This is a genomic window from Neobacillus sp. FSL H8-0543, from assembly GCF_038592905.1.
Lineage (GTDB): Bacteria > Bacillota > Bacilli > Bacillales > Cytobacillaceae > Neobacillus.
Genome location: NZ_CP151943.1, coordinates 1,427,153 through 1,444,776 on the forward strand (window position 1 = coordinate 1,427,153; position 17,624 = coordinate 1,444,776).

The window sequence follows — 17,624 nt, forward strand, 5'->3', positions numbered from 1 at the left end:
ATGAACCTGTAGCAATGAAGGAGCTTCTTAACTCTTTAAGTTATAAATGGTTTATAACTATCTTGCTCTCCCAAATTTAATCTCTCTTTTTTTACATACGGTTGTCCCGAACTGCGGGGCAGCCTATTTTTTTATAGTCTTGTTAAGTTTTGCGCTCCAGGTGCTTCGCTTTCCGCAGGAGGTCCGGGGAGCCTCCTCGGCGCTTAAGCGCCTGCGGGGTCTCCCCTGTCCCTTACTCCTGCAGGAGTCTCGCACCTTCCGCTCCAAACAAAATAGTAACAAACAATAATCTTCAATTCACCATTTAATAATGTTGGTAATAAAAAAATCCTTATCAGATTTTGATAAGGACTTTTTTGACTTTATTCGTTATTCTTTTTTATCTCGCCTGTGAGCTCTTGAATGCTGTTTTTCACATTTGATTTTCCTGCATAGGTTTCGATTAATTCTTTGACATCGATTCCGCTTGTTGCTTTTAGAGATTCTTGCAGTCCTGCCATTAGGTTGGTTGCATAGCCGGTGATTTTATTCGCTCCGCCATTTACTCCAGAACCGCCTGTATCGACTACGGTAATCTTCTCAATATTGGAAAGCGGGCTTGCCACCTGCTTCGCATATTCTGGAAGCATTTTGATGATCATGTCTAAAATAGCCGCTTGACCAAACTGTTCGAAGGCTTGGGCAATCTTTTCCTTTGCTTCTGCTTCTGCTAAACCTTTTAGACGGATAATTTCTGCCTCAGTTTGACCCTGTGCTTTTTCCGATTCTGCTTTAGCAAGTCCATCTAAGCGGATTCGCTCTGCATCGGCCTTTGCCATTGCTTCAATCCGGTATTTATTGGCTTCTGCTTCTGCCATTTGCTTTGACTTATCCGCTGCGGCAGCTTGTTCAACAGAGTATCTATCAGCATCGGCCTTTTTCTTCACTTCAGAGTCATATTGGCGTTCACGACGAAGTATCTCTTTTTCTTCTAATTCAATTTGCTTCTGTCTTTCAATAATCTTAATTTGCATTTCCTGTTCCATAACTTCTTGCTTCGAGCGCGCACTTTCAAGGTCATACGCTTGGTCAGCACGGGCTTTGGCAATATCTTGTTCCCTACGGAACTCAGCAATTTTCAATTGATTAATTTTCTCCGCCTCTGCAATTTCAGTTTTACGCTCTAATTCGGAACGTGTGGCATCCTTTGCCGCTTCGGCTCTTTTTATTCTTGTTTCCATATCGGCTTCTGCGGTTGCAATATCCGCATCTCGCTTGACTTGTGCGATACGCGGTTTACCGAGCGAGTCTAGGTAACCGTTTTTATCACGGACGTCTTTGATCGTAAAGGATACAATCACAAGACCCATTTTAGCTAAATCCTGTGATGCGACCCTTTGTACCTCTTGTGAAAATTTATCACGGTTTTTATAAATCTCCTCAACGGTCATAGAGCCGAGAATAGACCGTAAGTGGCCCTCAAGAACTTCCCTTGCTTCACTTTCACGATCTTCTTTTGCCTTACCAAGATATTGCTCAGCAGCTGTGGCAATTTCAGAAATCGATCCGCCGATTTTAATAATTGCTGTTCCATCGGCCATAACTGGAACACCTTGCTCGGTATAAACCTCTGGAGTTGTAACTTCTAATTTACTAGACAGTAAGCTTAGTGGCTTTGCCTGTTGAAAGACCGGTAAGATAAAGCTACCGCCACCTCGAATGATTTTAATCTTATTCCCAGATTCATCAACATGAACACTGCCGCTTCCTAAAAAACTTCCAGTAACAATTAATGCCTCATCTGGTCCTGCTGTCCGATACTTAGTAACAAATACGCCAATAAGTGCTAAAATAATAAATACTGCAATACCAATAACAATCCAAATACTTCCAAATTCCATCTAATCTACCCCCTACAAATATCTCTCTGCTTCTTGATGGGCCGTCACTTGGAGGACTCCATCTTTGACTTGGACAATAAGCACATTGGTGCCATTTGCAATTTGTTCTCCTTCAAAACCTACCGCCGGTTTGGCAATTCGGCCGCTAATACTTTCAATCATAACCTCTCCAAAGCCATCGGTAGGGATCGATGTAATCACCGTTCCTATTCTGCCTCTTAAATCTGACTCTTTATAAACAAGAGACTCCTCAGCCGATGACAATGGGACGAGAACAAATACATTTAATAATGTGACGAGAATAAGTGCTGTTACTGCTGAAATCCCAAGGATTGCGATGGAATTTACTGAAGAAAGCCGTTCGAACAAATAGCCACTGGCCGAAAAAATTGTCACGAACGCAAAGATGATAACTGGATTTAGAAAATCTGGTCCATCAAAATGAACCACATCCGCAAACAGCACATATAAAACTGTTAAAATACCTGAAATGATTAACCCATACATATAAATCGTTTCCATCGGCATATTGAACAGTTCCATAGGCATCAATCCCTTCTTGTGTATACAACTTTTATACGGTTAAATAGTAGGAAAAGTTTCACTATTTAACTAAATTTTACCTTATAAATGAAATAAGTGCTATGGCTCTTGGCCATAACACTTTACAATTTATTGAATCATATTTAAAAATTTCTTTGTTCGTTCTTCTTTTGGGTTATTAAATATCTCCCCTGGTCTGTTTTGTTCGACAATGACACCTTGGTCCATAAAGATGACTTCATCGGCCGCTTCCTGCGCAAAGCGCATTTCATGGGTGACAACAATCATCGTCATTCCCTCTTTTGCAAGGTCCTTCATTACCTTCAATACCTCACCAACAAGTTCGGGGTCGAGTGCCGAGGTTGGTTCATCAAAGAGCATTACCCTTGGTTCCATCGCTAAAGCTCTGGCGATTCCAACACGCTGCTGCTGGCCACCCGAGAGTTGAACAGGAAAAAAGTCCTTTTTATCACCAAGTCCTACTTTTTCTAATAAGTTTTGTGCTCTTTTTCGTGCTTCCTCTTTCTTGATGCCTTTGACAATTATTGGTCCCTCCATTACGTTATCAAGGGCCGTTTTGTGCGGGAATAAGTTGTAGTTTTGAAACACCATCCCTGTTAAACGCCGAAAGCTCGCAATATTTTTCTTGGCTACCGACCTTGAGAAGTCTAACGTTTGGCCATCAATTGTTATTAATCCTTTTGTAGCTGTTTCCAGTATATTCAAACAGCGGAGCATCGTTGTCTTTCCAGAACCAGACGGTCCAATGACAACAACAACCTTGCCTTTTTCAACCTCGAGATCAATCCCCTTTAGTACTTCCAGTTGGCCAAATTGCTTATAAAGCCCTTTAATTAAAATCATCATGCTCACCCTTTCCTATCACACATATCGATCCATTTTCCCCTCAATGCTTTGTTGAACGATAGAAAGGAAAAAACAGATGACCCAATAAATAAGACCAGCTTCTGAATAGACCAATAAATATTCATAGTTGGAAGAGGCAATTTCTTGAGCCCTTCGAAACATTTCCGTAACCAACACGACTGATGCCAGTGAAGTGTCTTTGACTAGACTAATAAACGAGTTCGATAGGGGCGGGATGGATACTCTTGCGGCTTGGGGCAGGATAATTCTTCTCAATACCTGCGAATAGGACATGCCAATCGAATAACCTGCTTCCCATTGCCCCTTCGGTGTCGAAAGGATTGCCGCCCGGATGATTTCTGAAGCGTAAGCACCGACACTAAGAGAAAATCCGATAATTGCCGCCAGAAAAGAATCGATAATAATCCCCACATTAGGAAGTCCGTAAAAGATAATAAATAACTGCAATAATAATGGCGTTCCTCGAATGATTGAAACATAAACTCTTGCAACCATCTGTAATATCTTAACATCCGAGATTCGGGCTAATGCCGTTAGAATGGCTAAAGTTAGTCCAATAATAAATGAGATAAGGGTTAAGGGTATTGTATAAAAAATAGCCCCTTTCAAGAGGGGCAGAAAGGAACTTTGAGCAATGTCAATTAGCCGTGCTGTTCTCTCTGGGTCAGCAAAGATACTATTTAAGTACATCAACACCAAACCATTTCTCAGAGATTTTTTTATACGTGCCATCACTGATCATCTCTTGTAGAGCTTTATTCACTTCATCCACAAGCGATTCACTCTTTTTTCGAAACATCAATCCGCTAGCTGACGCATCCTCGCTTGTATCAACAATTTTAATTGGAGCATCAGGCTTTTGCTTTGTAAAGTCTAAAAAAGAGAGTTTATCATTAATAGTTACATCTACACGCTTTGATGTGATTAGTTCTACACTTTGATTAAAGCCATCTACACCAACAATATTTGCCCCGAATTTTTTTGCCAGCTCTCCATAGTTGCTTGTTAGCGATTGCGCAGCATTTAAACCTTTTATATCTTCAAAGGCTTTAATTTCTTCATTATCTTTGTGTGCAATCAGAACAGCTGCTGAGGTGATGTACGGATCAGAAAAATCATATTTCTCCTGTCGGTCTGGTCGAATTCCCACCTGATTCGCAACCATATCAAAACGCTTGGCGTCTAATCCTGCGAACATGGCATCCCATTGTGTTTCTTTAAATTCTGGTTCAACACCTAACCGTTTGGCAATCTCTGTTGCAATTTCAACATCAAAACCAGTCAAATTTCCACTGGTATCATGGAAAGTAAACGGCGGATAGGTACCTTCTGTTCCAATCAATAGTTTTTTATCGTCCTTGATTTTTTTTAACAGATTCTGGTCGTCAGACTGTTTATTATCCTTTTCCTTACTTTCTTTCTTCTCATCATTACCGCATGCAGAAAGAACTAGGAAAATGCTTAATAGTAAGGCAAGCAAAACGGTTAATTTTTTCATTTCGAAAACCTCCAATTATGAATGGCAATTAATTTTATCTTGCCCTTTTATAATTGGATTAATCTATCTTTTTATAATAAATAAACCTATCAGGAATACTCCTGATAGGTTAAAAAATATTTTAGGCTGCTTTATGGTTATCTGCTATAGTTTGTTTTTTCTTAAGTGGTCCATAGAAGAATATTCCGCTAGCTAGCAGCAGTACACCCAAGGCAAATGTCTTTATATCAGCGGTTCCGGCGATAATCACATAAACAGAATAGATAACCGCAAGAAGGGAAATTACTCCATCCGTGTAACGTGATTTATTCCCTTTATACGTGTCACCTGTAACAACCAGCTTCATTTGATAAACTGCTGATATAAAGTACGGAACCAAATAGGATAACGTTGCAATAGCGATGACGAAGTCAAATGCATCCGAAATTGATTTTGATACGGTTGAAAACAGAAAAAGCTGGCCAATCCCATTCGTTAAGATCAAAGAGAATAACGGCAGTCCCTTCTTGTTTTCCTTTAAGAATGCTGGAAGGAATAGTCCCTGCTTTGCTGCTTGATAAGGTACCTCCGAACTCAACATTACCCAACCAATTGTCGAGCCTATTAAGCTGATTAATCCCATACCTGCTAAAATCTTCCCAGCAACGGGTCCTAATACGGTTTGAATCGCATCAATTAACGGCTTATCTGACTGGATGAGTGCATTTTGATCCATCATTCCCATCACAAGAGTACTTATTCCAATATAAATAGTAAGGGCTATAAACAGACCGACAATCGTTGCTTTTTTTACATCTGACTGTTTTTTTGCGCGCGATGCAAAAACAATCGCGGACTCTATTCCGAGAAATGCCCACAAAGTATTGAGAGCAGCATTGTTTACTTGACTTAGCAATCCCATAGATTGTCCCGCATCATCAAATCTCTCGGCCACTAAGGGGAGTATATTTGCTTTTTCAAAAGCAAAAAGACCAATAATAATAAAAGCAAAGAACCCTAGAACCTTCGCTGCCGTTGCTGCAAAGTTCAATTTCCCTGCGCCTTCCAAACCACGTAGGATGAGGAAATGTGTCCCCCATAGTAGGATGGTACAAACTATAAACGTTAATCCATTTCCCAGCTTTAATGTAAAGTCACCGATGGAGAACCAATCTGCTTGACTTGTTAGTATTGGGAAGAATGTTGATAAATATGCTGCAAAGGTTGTGACTATCGCGATATTTCCGGCAAGGTTCCCGATCCAGTAACCCCATGTTGCCATAAATCCAGATAAAATGGATGCTTGGGATCCGGATTTAAAAAGCTCTTTCGCATATATTTGCGGGCCACCGGAAAATTGCGGCTTTCGAATCGCTAAATTACCAAAAACCAAGGCAAGCATCAGAACACCAAGGCCAGTAAAAAGCCATGCTAGAATTACCCCGGATGGGCTTGCTGCTTCTGATAATGTCCGAGGAAGCATGAAAATTCCTGAACCGACCATATTTCCAACAACGAGAGAAGTTAATACCCAAAAACCTAGTTTATTTGAATTCCCCATTATGCTCTCCCTTTCTTTTCATGCTGCCAATGAGCAGAAAAACGCTGTTAATAATTCATAGGGATGAATATTCATTAATTGACTTTACTATATTAAATGGCTTAACAAGCTTAGTCAATGGAAATTTCCATCTATAATAATGTGTAAAGTTTCTGTTAATGATAAATATTGTTTTACTAACTCTGTTGATTGGAGCGGAAAGCAATGTACCTGGAGATCCAATCAACAGTCTAGTTTAAAAAGGAAAAAAGCAGTAAGTAACCACGGATGGACTACATTACTACTCGCACATTTTTATCTTCATTATTCATATTTTTATGACTTAGTTTTTGTTGAAGAACACCTGTCATATCAATTACAGTCCCAAGTATAACATCTTGGTTTTCTTCGTTAAAGGAAGTCTTAATGGAAATCAGCAAAGATTTTTCCATACAATCCATTTCAAAGGTGACCGTTTCCTTTAGTTTTTGTGCCAAATAACAATAATCATTAATCGATGCATCCATAGGTAAGAAGACTTCCGTTAACGGCCTTCCAATAATCTCATCCTGATGATAACCAATTGTTTGCAGCAGCTCACCTTTAATGTCTAGACAAATAAACTCATTACCCCGCTTCTTCAATGAAAAAAACATTCCTGGCTGATCTGGAAGGGCAATTGCATTTTTCCTTTCGACCACCGTAGCCATTTTTGAAAAATAAAAGCTTTTTAAGATGAAGTAAAAACCAAAAACTTTAAAAACATGACCTAAAAAATTATCTAGATCAAAGACACTTTGATAAATTGTAAAAATTAATTCAGTTAAAAGGAAGAACACCATTGCCAAAGCGAAGTAAAGCTTTTCTTCGCTTTTCTCTAAATAATAATGATATAAAGTAATAATCAAGGAAATAAATAGGATAAGACTGACAAAATACTCTATGATATTTTTTAATACTGTGGTGCCTTTTCCTTCTATAACTAGCATCGGAAGATTTCCCTCAAAAAGTATCACGAGAGCCCCAATTCCTCCAGAAAGGAGGAGGCCAGTTACCAGAAAAAGAGGCCAATAGTCCCTCTTTAATCTCCAGTCAGGAAGAAGAAGCAGAACGAGGAGAAATAATGATTGAATCACTCTGGCAATCACCCAAAACCAGGTTGCTTTTGCAACAGAGCTTTCCGTAATAAGAGCGGGCATGCCTTTAAAGGAAATCATATGGAGTATGTCGACCATCCCGACAATAAAGAAGGTAAATGCTAAGAACAACATTCTGCTAGATCTACTCGAACGATAATACTTAAGACCATAGAGAAAGATAGTAACAGATATCGCGATGCAAAGAACCTCTAATACCGTATGTATCCCTACATAATTATTAGGTTCATAGATGGTATTCAATTCTGGCTGAAAAATACGAACCAGCATTAATAATACAATTGCACTAACTGTGAAAATCAAGAACTTTGTTTCCGTCATCGTCGATTTCATACTCTCACATCCCTTCATAAATATTTCATTTCTTTTTATTATAAAAGCATCTTCCAAAGAAAAACCTGCAGACATTTATCAATTCTATGAATTTTACAACAAAAAGCGGAAACCCCCAAAAAAGGAGTTTCCGCTTTCTTTATTGCCACCAGCTATCAAACATAGAAGCTGGAACCTGACGTTTATGTTCTGATACTAGGTAGCGGTGTTCAATTTTTTCCGCTATGTCCTGTGAAACACTTTTCCCTTCGAGGTAATCATCAATGTCATCGTAGGAGATTCCGAGTTCCGTTTCATCTGCCTGACCTGGTTTAACATCAAGCAGGTCTGCGGTCGGTACCTTCAAATAAAGTCTTTCTTCCGCGTCAAGTGCTTTTAATAAGGCTTTTCCCTGCCTTTTTGTTAACCCGGTCAACGGAAGTACATCTGCACCGCCGTCACCGTACTTTGTATAAAAACCCGTAACCGCTTCTGCCGCATGATCTGTGCCAATGACAAGTAGCCCTTCCATCCCGCCAAAGGCATATTGTGCAATCATCCGCGTCCTCGCTTTTACATTCCCCTTTTGAAAATCACTTAACGGGTTTGTTTGACCGACCGAATTATATTCCGATTGAACGGCATCGACAGCGGCTTTTATATTAAAACTATAATCACGATCGGCTTGAATGAATGATAGCGCCCGCTGTGCATCGTCTTCATCCTGCTGAACCCCATATGGAAGCCGAACAGCAATAAATAATGCCTCATTCCCTTCCGCTCTTAGTTCTTCAACAGCCAATTGAGCAAGACGTCCCGCAAGCGTAGAGTCCTGCCCACCACTAATTCCAAGGACGAAGCCTTTTGCCTTTGCTTTTTGCAAATAGGTTTTTAAAAAATCTATCCGTTTTCTAATTTCATCCATTGGCTGGATGTTAGGATTTACATGTAACGCCTGCATAATTTCCTTTTGTAAACTCATAAATTGAACCCCCATCATATGTATCATATGTATAATTTACCATAACTATCTTTCCTGCGCTTATAATCAAAATTACTATACGTTTAAGTTTCGAATCCCAGCAAAGATATGTTAAGATAACGTAATTACTTACTAACTTGGAGGAATCATAATGGATGAAAAAACCTGTAATGAATCAAGGGTCGTTAGAACCAGCAGGATTTTCCCGAATGATGTAAATAATCATAATACATTATTTGGCGGAAAATTAATGAGTGATGCGGATATGATTGCATCTATTTCAGCTGCGAGACATTGCCGAAAAGAATGTGTAACTGCCTCCACTGATTCAGTAGACTTTCTTAGTCCTATTTCACCGCAAGACTCTGTCTGCTTTGAATCATTTGTTACCTGGACAGGAACCTCTTCAATAGAAGTTTTCGTCAAAATTATTGCTGAAAATTTAATAACAGGAAATCGAAAAATTGCAGCAACTGCCTTCTTAACCTTTGTTGCATTGGATGAAAACGGGAAACCAACCACGGTTCCAAAGATCATCCCCGAGACAGAAGAAGAAAAGAAACTCCATGAAACAGGTCAAGAAAGAGCAGAAAAAAGAAAGCTACATCGGAAGAACAGTAAGGAATTAGCAGCATTCATTACAACAAATAAACCGTGGGAATAAAAAGACTCGCCGTGGGCGAGCCTTTTTTGTATAGATTCCCAAATTGTAGGCTTTTCTATTCATTTATCAAGACACTTAAGAATTACATAGTATAAGATTGGAAAAGACGAGATTTTAAGGCTACTTTTCAACTAATTCCCCAATCAGGATAAATCGGTCTGTTGAGGGTCCAATAGCGTCAAATGGATAGCAAGTAATCAGAGTTAGAACGGCATGATTATATGGAACGATGACGGTACGGTCATCTTGTTGGACAATTCGCTGTTTCGTGATTTTATATGTAAAACTTCCCGCTTCTGTCTCGACTTCGACTAGATCACCAATTCCTACACTCCCTAGCTCTCTGAATACAGTATCCCTGTGCCCAGCTAACACGGTATTATCTGCTTCCCCAGGTAATACACTGCCAATAAAATGCCCGACTCCTTTTGCCAGTTCTTCTAGGTCAGTCCCCTCGATGATTGGGAATTCCTTTTTAATTTTAGGAATAGTAATTTTCCCAAAAACCTCGCCTTTAGCAGGTGATGTTAAATAAAGTGTTTTTTTGGACTCAACCTTTTCAGCAGTAATTTTTATTGGGGTTGATTCTCCTTCTTGTTCATCAAATTGCATGCCAGAGATCGGGGATTCATCAACTCTAGTTGCCTTTTTTCCTTCCCATTTTGCTAGAGTGACATCTACTTGAGAATTAGAATAATAAATTTGATATATACAAAAGACAACAGAGAAAAGTGAGAGTAGGAAGATTACTCTCATTGACCAGAGAAAAATCTTATTTTTCATCTTCCATCCCTCACTTTTTTTTTAATATTAAGATATTTTTCGTTTAGTTAATAAAGATAGTGCTGAACCAATTGCTAATAATCCGCTGATAAGTAACCAGTTCATCCAAGGAGTTGCAGTATCCGGAAGCTCTCCACCCTCAACTGTTTTGTTAGCTGGCTGAACTGCTTGTACTTTAGGTTGTTCTGTTAGTTTTTCTTCATTTGGGTTTTTATTCTCTGAGTCTACATTATCATTTGGAACAACTGGATCTTCTGGGTCTGCCGGATCTTCTGGGTCAGTTGGATTTTCTGGGTCTGCCGGATCTTCTGGGTCAATCGGATCTTCTGGATCAGTCGGATCTTCTGGATCAATCGGATCTTCTGGGTCAATCGGATCTTCTGGGTCAATCGGATCTTCTGGATCAGTCGGATCTTCTGGATCAATCGGATCTTCTGGGTCAATCGGATCTTCTGGGTCAATCGGATCTTCTGGGTCAATCGGATCTTCTGGATCAGTCGGATCTTCTGGATCAATCGGATCTTCTGGGTCAATCGGATCTTCTGGGTCAATCGGATCTTCTGGGTCAATCGGATCTTCTGGATCAATCGGATCTTCTGGGTCTTCACCAAAATCAAGCCAATACACGAATGTGCCATTACCTTGTGGATTACCGTTCCCCCGCGATTCAGGGGTATATACTTTTGCGATTCCATCACTAACTACCTTAATCGAAAGAGAGAACGGTTCCGTATCTCCAAAATTCGCCGTACCTACAAATTGCTGCACACCTGCATCCGCTGAATTATTACGAACAAGCATTTCAGAAATCGGATCAGAGAATTCCGTGACCTGATAAATGATGTAAACCTCAGAGATACTGTCAGTAGCTCCTGAAATCTTAACAAAAACAGTTGATGAAGATTGAGTAGCTAACGCTGAATGGTTAACGATAAACGTACTGCTTATAAGCATTACAGCTGCTAAACATTTAATCGCTAATGGAAACTTTAAATAATAACTTAACCTTTTATTCATAAAAACGTCCCCTTTCATATTCTCACAGTTCAACCTTTGTTAAAATCCAACTTGAATCTGATCTAAAAACAACAATCATCGAGAAAACAAACTTCCTCTTTAACGAACAATAACTTTATAACGAACAACAAAACCATACCAATGATAACCAATTTACAGTTGGCCCGTATCCACGAATAAAAAAATCTTAAAATGCTTGGTATCCCTAATACATAAATGTACTTAAAGTCCTACAATACAACAATTCGTTTTCTACGTTTAATTCTTTCTTAAACAAAGTGCACATCTAATAATTATTTAATAAAAATAAGAATCGTTCTTTACATCGAACGTATAATCATATTATAAAGAAAATAACTAAAGAAATAAAGCTAAATTTTTCATTATATAGAACAAATTTTTACACTTAATACAGAACACCTTCCAATAAACATAAAAAAACCCGCTTTTCATAATAGAAAGCGGGTAGCATTAAATAAATTATTTACTTTTCGATCTTTTCTCGGTTTGCCATGTACTTATATTGTCCTCTTCATCAAATTCAATCGTGACATCGACAACTCCATTTTCCTCCATAATTTTTGCATGTATACGATCTTTTATATCGTCTGCTTGAGCAATAGTTAATTTAGGATCAATCTCAATTTCCAATTCCACATGCAAATCTTCCCCTTCTTTAATAACAGCCAGAGCCTGTATATCCTTCACATCCGGGTCAGCCAGCACGATACTGCCAATCTTCTCTTCCATTTCTTCATCTGCTTGGCCAAGGACTCCTGCAGCATTATCCAAAAAGACCTTACCAACCACAAAAAACATCATCAGCCCAATTATAATGGAAGCCGCTCCCTCAACCCAAAGGATCCCTGTAAAGTGTGAAATTACAACAGCGATAATTGCTAATAATCCGCCGCCCGAGGCCACCATGTCTTCCAAGAAGACCAGCTTTGTTGCTGGTTTCGCCCTTCCTAAATTGGCAAAGCTTTTGAAAAACACGTTAATACCGGTAGCCTCTATACCCACCTCATGAATAACCTCCTTCATTGCTTTAAAGAGGACGTAGAGTTCTAAAATTAATGCGAAACCCAAGACCCCGACATTGATTAGAAAGCCCTCGGATTCCGTCGGATGAAGGATATGATGATATCCTTCCTTAATCGTTTCAAAGGCCATGATTCCTACAATTAATACAGCTCCAAGCAGAACTAAGTTAACTAGTCTGCCAAATCCATTTGGGTACCGGTTTGTAGGTGATTTTTTACTTAAGGCAGATCCAATAAACACAAAGAATTGATTGGCAGCATCGCCTAGGCTGTGCATGGTTTCCGCAAACATCGCAACATTTCCTGTAACGGAATAGGCCACTCCTTTTGCAATTGCAATGATTGTATTGACTATTGCCGCAATCATCGCCGATTTATTGCCCTTTTTTAATAATCGAAATAATTCCCCCATCATATTCCTTCTTCCTTTTACTTTTTAGATATCTTTACTATTTTCAAAAACAGGACATTTCATGAATATTGAAACCAAAAATATTGAAGAGGAATTTTCCAATTATTAATACAGATGATAAAAAAAGGAAAATAAACCTATTAAGGGGACCGATTAATGACAATGATGAAATGATAGGAACGATTCTCTTGGTATCGTTCCCCTGGCTTTCCTTTTTCACAAGAAAGGAAACGATTCTACTGGAATTGTTCCCTTGGCCTCTCCTTTTTCACACGAATGGGAACGATTTTACCGGTATCGTTCCCCTGGTCCTTCCTTCTTCACACGAATGGGAACGATTCCCTCGGTATCGTTCCCTTGGCCTTTCCTTTTTCATGCAATAGGGAACGATTCTCTCGGTATCGTTCCCTTGACCCTTCCTTTTTCTTGCAATAGGGAACGATTCCCCTGGTATCGTTCCCCTGGCCCTTCCTTTTTCACGAGAAAGGGAACGATTCTACCAGGATCGTTCCCTTTATGAGGATTGTTTTAGACGTTTTTTAACACCATGTATAAGCGATTATTTCTAGTGGTTTTTTCATCTTCAGCTGCTAAATCATATTTTTTTAATAAATGGAAGACATCGTTTAGCAGGTCTTGAGTGTGTTCCTCGGAAAAAAACTGGTCAAATAATGGCTTCATGTCCTCCGGCAAGAACGCTGACACCGATTGATATTTATTTTTTACATCTTCATGTGTATGATCAAGCTTGCATTCGCTCATGGGAAAAATCCCCTTCCTAATAGTTATAAGTTTAGAATAACAGAAAAGATTGAAATAAACAGTAACAAAAAACAAGCCCATCCAAATAGTAGGATGGGCTTGTTTACTGATGCTATACTTTATCATTATCGGTTACTTCTAATACGTCCAAAATGAAGACAAATACAGGAATCCCAATAATCAGTCCCCATACTCCGAAGAAGTGCTCTGAAAAGATTAGGACTAGGAAGGTATAAAAAACAGGTAAATTTGTCTTTGATGACATCAAATTTGGATTCAAAATATAGGCTTCAATTGCATGAATAATCATAATCGCTATAAACACATAAAGAACAGTCATAATTCCGCCGATACTATATGCAATAATGGTTAGCGGAATGAGAGAAATAATTACCCCGGCAACTGGAATCAGACCAAGGAAGAAAATCATGATAGAAAGTCCGCCTAATTGTGGGAAGCCCAATATCCATAAAGAAATGGTAGTTAGCACACAGTTGACGACAGCAATAATTAATTGTGCCTCAATTACTTTACCAAACGTTCGAACGAATTTGCTAGAAAAGAATTCAATTTCTGCATAAATAGAGGCAACCTTACTCGTTTTAAACTTTTTAGTAAATTCAATTAGCCTTGGCTTCTCCAGCAGGAAGAACAAACTCATTAACAGAGCAATCAAAATTTGCAGGCCAAAGGTACTAATATCCGTAAAATAAGTGATAATGAAGGTAAATCCTCTTTCCAGATAGTTTGAAATTTGGATTTCCTCGAGCCGGTTTACAATAAAATTCAGAATCATATTATCATGCTTCGATGTATAAAAAACTGTTAGCTGCTTAATCAACTGGGTAATTTCCCCAACAATCATTGGTAAGTATTTAATTAACCCCCAGGTAAGCAGGCTAACCACCGTTGCGTAGGAGGTTATAACAAGTATTTTCCGGTTAATTGGTATTTTTTTCGATAGAAAGATTACAAGCCGATCCATTAAAAAAGTGAAAATAAACGTAAATAAGATTAAATTAATCATATCCTTAAGTGCATATATAATTATTGCCATTAGGGCAAAGATTAATATCCTTTTAAATCCGCTACTTTGAAATAGTTTATTTATCATCTGTTTTATCAAACCCCATCATCTGTTATAACAAAACTTTAGTATATGTTTATTATAACAAATAAGTTCTGGTTTGTTACTTTATTGCGTGAAGAATCAAAACTTTTTATCGTGCTAAAAATGAATGGGATTCATGGTGCCGTCAATGACCTTGCAATCGAAATTATGTTCACTTAAATAATCTAGTAAACTCGGCAATTGCTCAAGTGTTTCTCGCCTTTCATGTAAAAGGATGACCAATGGTTCGTTTTTCTTTGTTTTTTCCTCTATTTGTTTAATTACACTACTTACTAATCTGGCATCCTTGTAAAACCAATCCTTACTATCAATTGTCCAGTCCCACATTTGATAGCCTTCATCAAAAACAATCTGCTTATAGGCGTCTTTCATACCTGGTTTGCTGCCGTAGGGTGTCCTCATTAAAAAGATATCCAATCCAGTAATTGCTTTTATTGTCTGCCTTGTCTGATTTAATTCTGCTAAGACAGAAGTTGCTGATGCATAAAATTGTTTGCTGTCATGTGATACACCATGGATGCCAATTGCGTTTCCGGTGTCGACCATAAGGTTCACGGCATCTGGATACCGTTTGATATTACCTTCAAGCATGAAGAAGGTGGCCTTAAACTGATACTGCTCCAAAAGAGCGATGATTTCCTTTGAAAACACTTGCGGTCCATCATCAAAGGTTAAATAAACGGTCTTTTTACCTGCATCTGTTGGTTCTATTTTCTCCTCTATTGGTGTTGTTGTAGGTTTTGTGTTTTCTTGTGTTGGTGTTGGTTTTGTTTCAGGTTTGGTGTTTTCCTTTGTTGGTGTTGCTGCAGGTTTTGTGTTTTCATTTGCTGGTTTCGCTTCGGGTTTTGAATCTTCTGTTGCTGTTTTTGTCTCTTTTTGTTTTTCGTTTTTCTTCGCTTCCATTTGGTGCTTACGCATCCATTCCATTTCTGCCTTCGTGTCTTTATCCACTTGTACCAGTTTTGTTGATTGTTCTTTTTCAACAGTGAGATTCTCAGGTTGGTTTTTTTGAAGATTACCAGCTTGATTGACTTCAGCATGCGCATATCCACGGAAATAATTAATAACCCCTAATACCAAAAGCCCAGCAACGATCGTCGCAAGAGCCGCCCCCGTCACCCATTTAATTCTTATGTTCCCCATTGTTCATTACCCTCTTTGATGAAATTTATCCTCTACCATCATTATAGACGGGATTTTAGATACTATGTTTCAATTTTGTTAAAAATATTACAATAAGAATTTGTTAAAAATAGATTAATAGATACCTTACTTTTTGTCCATGATAAACTTGGCTGTTGATTGGAGCTCCAATCAACAGAGTTTTAATATTAATAATGACCTTTAACAAAGCATATTTTTAAAATAAAAAATGGACTGGCAAATTCCTCCTGTCCTGCTCATACATATTCAAGGAGTGGGTATTTCCGCATAATATATTACTTGATGGAGGGGATAGATGTGTCAGGCGGTCAAAAAGCACTATTTTACATCTTATCGTTTCTTATTCCTGTGGTCGGGATCATTTTAGGGATAATTTGGATGAATGAACAAGATATGGAGAAGAAGCAAGTGGGCAAAACCTGTTTAATAGTTGCGATTATTGCGATTGTTTTAGGCTGTATCTGTTGGTTTGCGCTCTCTGCCCTCTCGATTCTCCCAGCCTTTATGGTCGGTTACTAACATATATAAAGAACCCTATTCAAAAATGAATGGGGTTTTTATAAGCAGGAGTGATTTAATGTTACAAGAAATTTTGCATTTCTTTGGGCGAGCAATATGTCACCAGCTCGATGAACGGTCCCTTCATATCTCTGGGGAAGCACTCTCTGTTTGCGCAAGAGATACTGGCATCTATATCGGGATTTTTTCTACACTAATATACCTGTTTCTGTTTAAACGCAAAGCAAGCATTACCATCCCTTCAAAAAAAACAAGCTTTTTACTCCTGCTGTTTCTCGTCCCCTTATTAATAGATGGATTTGGTTCCTATATGAATCTGTTTGAATCAAATAACCTAAGGAGATTGGTGACAGGCACCAGCTTCGGTTTGGCTTTGCCCTATTTTCTTTACCCATTGCTATCATCAAAGTCACTCGAGCCAATGAGTGAGCCTATCATAAAACTAAGCAGGGATGTGTATTTACCCATCCTGTTAAGTAGTTTATTGGGTGGATTGTTTTATTGGGGACAACCTTCACAACTTGTTCTTGATAGCTTCATTATTATAATGATCCTTGTCTGGTTTAGCTTATGTGCCTCCTTCTTATTTTCATTTATCCGCCTGACCCCAATAAAGTGGGGGTTATCGATTGCTGGTGGTATCGCCTTCCTTTCATCTCTGTCTCTCTTACATGCTTGGGTCCTGTCATTCACCATTTAACCGTCGGGATATGATTCCAAACGAGACAGCCAAGGCTGTCTTATTTTTTCACCTTAAATCTCTCTAACATTCTCAACACCTTCCCAGATGTTCACTTTTTGTTCATTTCAATTGAGAGTATTTGGCAATATGATGTAAATATAGAATAATTTACAGAAAGAGAGTTTCGTAGATGAATAAAGAGACGCGATTACAGCTAATTACAAAACTTATCATAGAGCAAGAGGTAAAAACACAGGAAGAGCTCGGGCAATTACTTTTTGACAATGGCTTACAAGTGACTCAAGCAACCATCTCCAGAGACATTCGGGAATTGAAGCTAATCAAAGTTCCCACAAAGAACGGCTGTCAAAAATACAGCTTTAAAATGGACAAATACTTTTTAATTTCCGAAAAGCTCCAGCACAAGATGAAGGATGCACTTCTAAGTATGGAGGTAATTAACTATTTCATTATAATGAAAACGTTACCAGGACATGCCCATTCTTTTGGAGCACTGTTAGATTCAATAAAATTGGACGGTAAAGCAGGAACCATTTGCGGGAATGATACTTGCTTGATTATTTGTAGAAGCCCTGAAGAATCGATCGCCATTAAGCAACAAATTGAAAAATATAAGGAGTAGCGGTCAGAGGATGATGACCACTCA

18 protein-coding genes are annotated in these 17,624 nt (G+C 38.6%); 4 read left to right on the top strand and 14 right to left on the bottom strand.

The window, feature by feature from the left end:
- Positions 1-362: 362 nt before the first annotated feature.
- The 8 genes from NSS81_RS07560 to nadE form a co-directional block, all read right to left on the bottom strand.
- Positions 363-1,880, bottom strand: coding sequence for a flotillin family protein (locus NSS81_RS07560; RefSeq protein WP_342432897.1), 1,518 nt, complete (start codon positions 1,878-1,880; stop codon positions 363-365).
- 12 nt (positions 1,881-1,892) lie between these two features.
- On the bottom strand, positions 1,893-2,423 hold the full coding sequence (locus NSS81_RS07565; protein WP_342433964.1) for an NfeD family protein: 531 nt from the start codon (positions 2,421-2,423) through the stop codon (positions 1,893-1,895).
- A gap of 129 nt (positions 2,424-2,552) precedes the next feature.
- Positions 2,553-3,287 (bottom strand): amino acid ABC transporter ATP-binding protein, encoded by a 735-nt coding sequence (locus NSS81_RS07570; protein WP_342433965.1) that lies wholly within the window; start codon positions 3,285-3,287, stop codon positions 2,553-2,555.
- Between the two features lie 18 nt (positions 3,288-3,305).
- A complete protein-coding gene (locus NSS81_RS07575) occupies positions 3,306-4,001 on the bottom strand; it encodes an amino acid ABC transporter permease (RefSeq protein WP_342432898.1) in 696 nt (231 codons plus the stop codon).
- Positions 3,988-4,809: an amino acid ABC transporter substrate-binding protein gene (locus NSS81_RS07580; RefSeq protein WP_342432899.1), complete on the bottom strand. Its 822-nt coding sequence runs from the start codon at positions 4,807-4,809 to the stop codon at positions 3,988-3,990. Before NSS81_RS07580 ends, NSS81_RS07575 begins: the two co-directional genes overlap by 14 nt.
- A gap of 121 nt (positions 4,810-4,930) precedes the next feature.
- Positions 4,931-6,349: an amino acid permease gene (locus NSS81_RS07585; protein WP_342432900.1), complete on the bottom strand. Its 1,419-nt coding sequence runs from the start codon at positions 6,347-6,349 to the stop codon at positions 4,931-4,933.
- Between the two features lie 272 nt (positions 6,350-6,621).
- Entirely contained in the window at positions 6,622-7,836 is a 1,215-nt protein-coding gene (locus NSS81_RS07590; RefSeq protein ID WP_342432901.1) for an MASE3 domain-containing protein, read from the bottom strand.
- 121 nt (positions 7,837-7,957) lie between these two features.
- Positions 7,958-8,779, bottom strand: coding sequence for an ammonia-dependent NAD(+) synthetase (gene nadE, locus NSS81_RS07595; protein WP_342432902.1), 822 nt, complete (start codon positions 8,777-8,779; stop codon positions 7,958-7,960).
- A gap of 151 nt (positions 8,780-8,930) precedes the next feature.
- Here nadE and NSS81_RS07600 point away from each other — a divergent pair, with 151 nt between their 5' ends.
- Entirely contained in the window at positions 8,931-9,443 is a 513-nt protein-coding gene (locus NSS81_RS07600; protein ID WP_342432903.1) for an acyl-CoA thioesterase, read from the top strand.
- Between the two features lie 120 nt (positions 9,444-9,563).
- Here the strand turns inward: NSS81_RS07600 and NSS81_RS07605 are convergent, their stop codons facing one another.
- The 6 genes from NSS81_RS07605 to NSS81_RS07630 form a co-directional block, all read right to left on the bottom strand.
- On the bottom strand, positions 9,564-10,226 hold the full coding sequence (locus NSS81_RS07605) for a class D sortase (protein WP_342432904.1): 663 nt from the start codon (positions 10,224-10,226) through the stop codon (positions 9,564-9,566).
- A gap of 27 nt (positions 10,227-10,253) precedes the next feature.
- Positions 10,254-11,243, bottom strand: a complete 990-nt coding sequence (locus NSS81_RS07610) for a hypothetical protein (RefSeq protein WP_342432905.1) — start codon at positions 11,241-11,243, stop codon at positions 10,254-10,256.
- Between the two features lie 480 nt (positions 11,244-11,723).
- Entirely contained in the window at positions 11,724-12,698 is a 975-nt protein-coding gene (locus NSS81_RS07615) for a cation diffusion facilitator family transporter (RefSeq protein WP_342433966.1), read from the bottom strand.
- A 528-nt stretch (positions 12,699-13,226) separates the two neighbouring features.
- On the bottom strand, positions 13,227-13,460 hold the full coding sequence (locus NSS81_RS07620) for a hypothetical protein (protein WP_342432906.1): 234 nt from the start codon (positions 13,458-13,460) through the stop codon (positions 13,227-13,229).
- Positions 13,461-13,572: 112 nt separating this feature from the next.
- Positions 13,573-14,574 (bottom strand): AI-2E family transporter, encoded by a 1,002-nt coding sequence (locus NSS81_RS07625; protein WP_342432907.1) that lies wholly within the window; start codon positions 14,572-14,574, stop codon positions 13,573-13,575.
- 114 nt (positions 14,575-14,688) lie between these two features.
- Positions 14,689-15,735, bottom strand: coding sequence for a polysaccharide deacetylase family protein (locus NSS81_RS07630; protein WP_342432908.1), 1,047 nt, complete (start codon positions 15,733-15,735; stop codon positions 14,689-14,691).
- 303 nt (positions 15,736-16,038) lie between these two features.
- On the opposite strand from NSS81_RS07630, the gene NSS81_RS07635 reads away from it, so the two are divergent.
- The 3 genes from NSS81_RS07635 to NSS81_RS07645 all read left to right on the top strand — a co-directional run bounded on the left by NSS81_RS07635 (position 16,039) and on the right by NSS81_RS07645 (position 17,600).
- Positions 16,039-16,275 (top strand): hypothetical protein, encoded by a 237-nt coding sequence (locus NSS81_RS07635; protein ID WP_342432909.1) that lies wholly within the window; start codon positions 16,039-16,041, stop codon positions 16,273-16,275.
- Between the two features lie 58 nt (positions 16,276-16,333).
- Positions 16,334-16,975: a DUF2085 domain-containing protein gene (locus NSS81_RS07640; RefSeq protein WP_342432910.1), complete on the top strand. Its 642-nt coding sequence runs from the start codon at positions 16,334-16,336 to the stop codon at positions 16,973-16,975.
- Positions 16,976-17,147: 172 nt separating this feature from the next.
- A complete protein-coding gene (locus NSS81_RS07645) occupies positions 17,148-17,600 on the top strand; it encodes an arginine repressor (RefSeq protein ID WP_342432911.1) in 453 nt (150 codons plus the stop codon).
- The last annotated feature ends 24 nt before the right edge of the window (positions 17,601-17,624 follow it).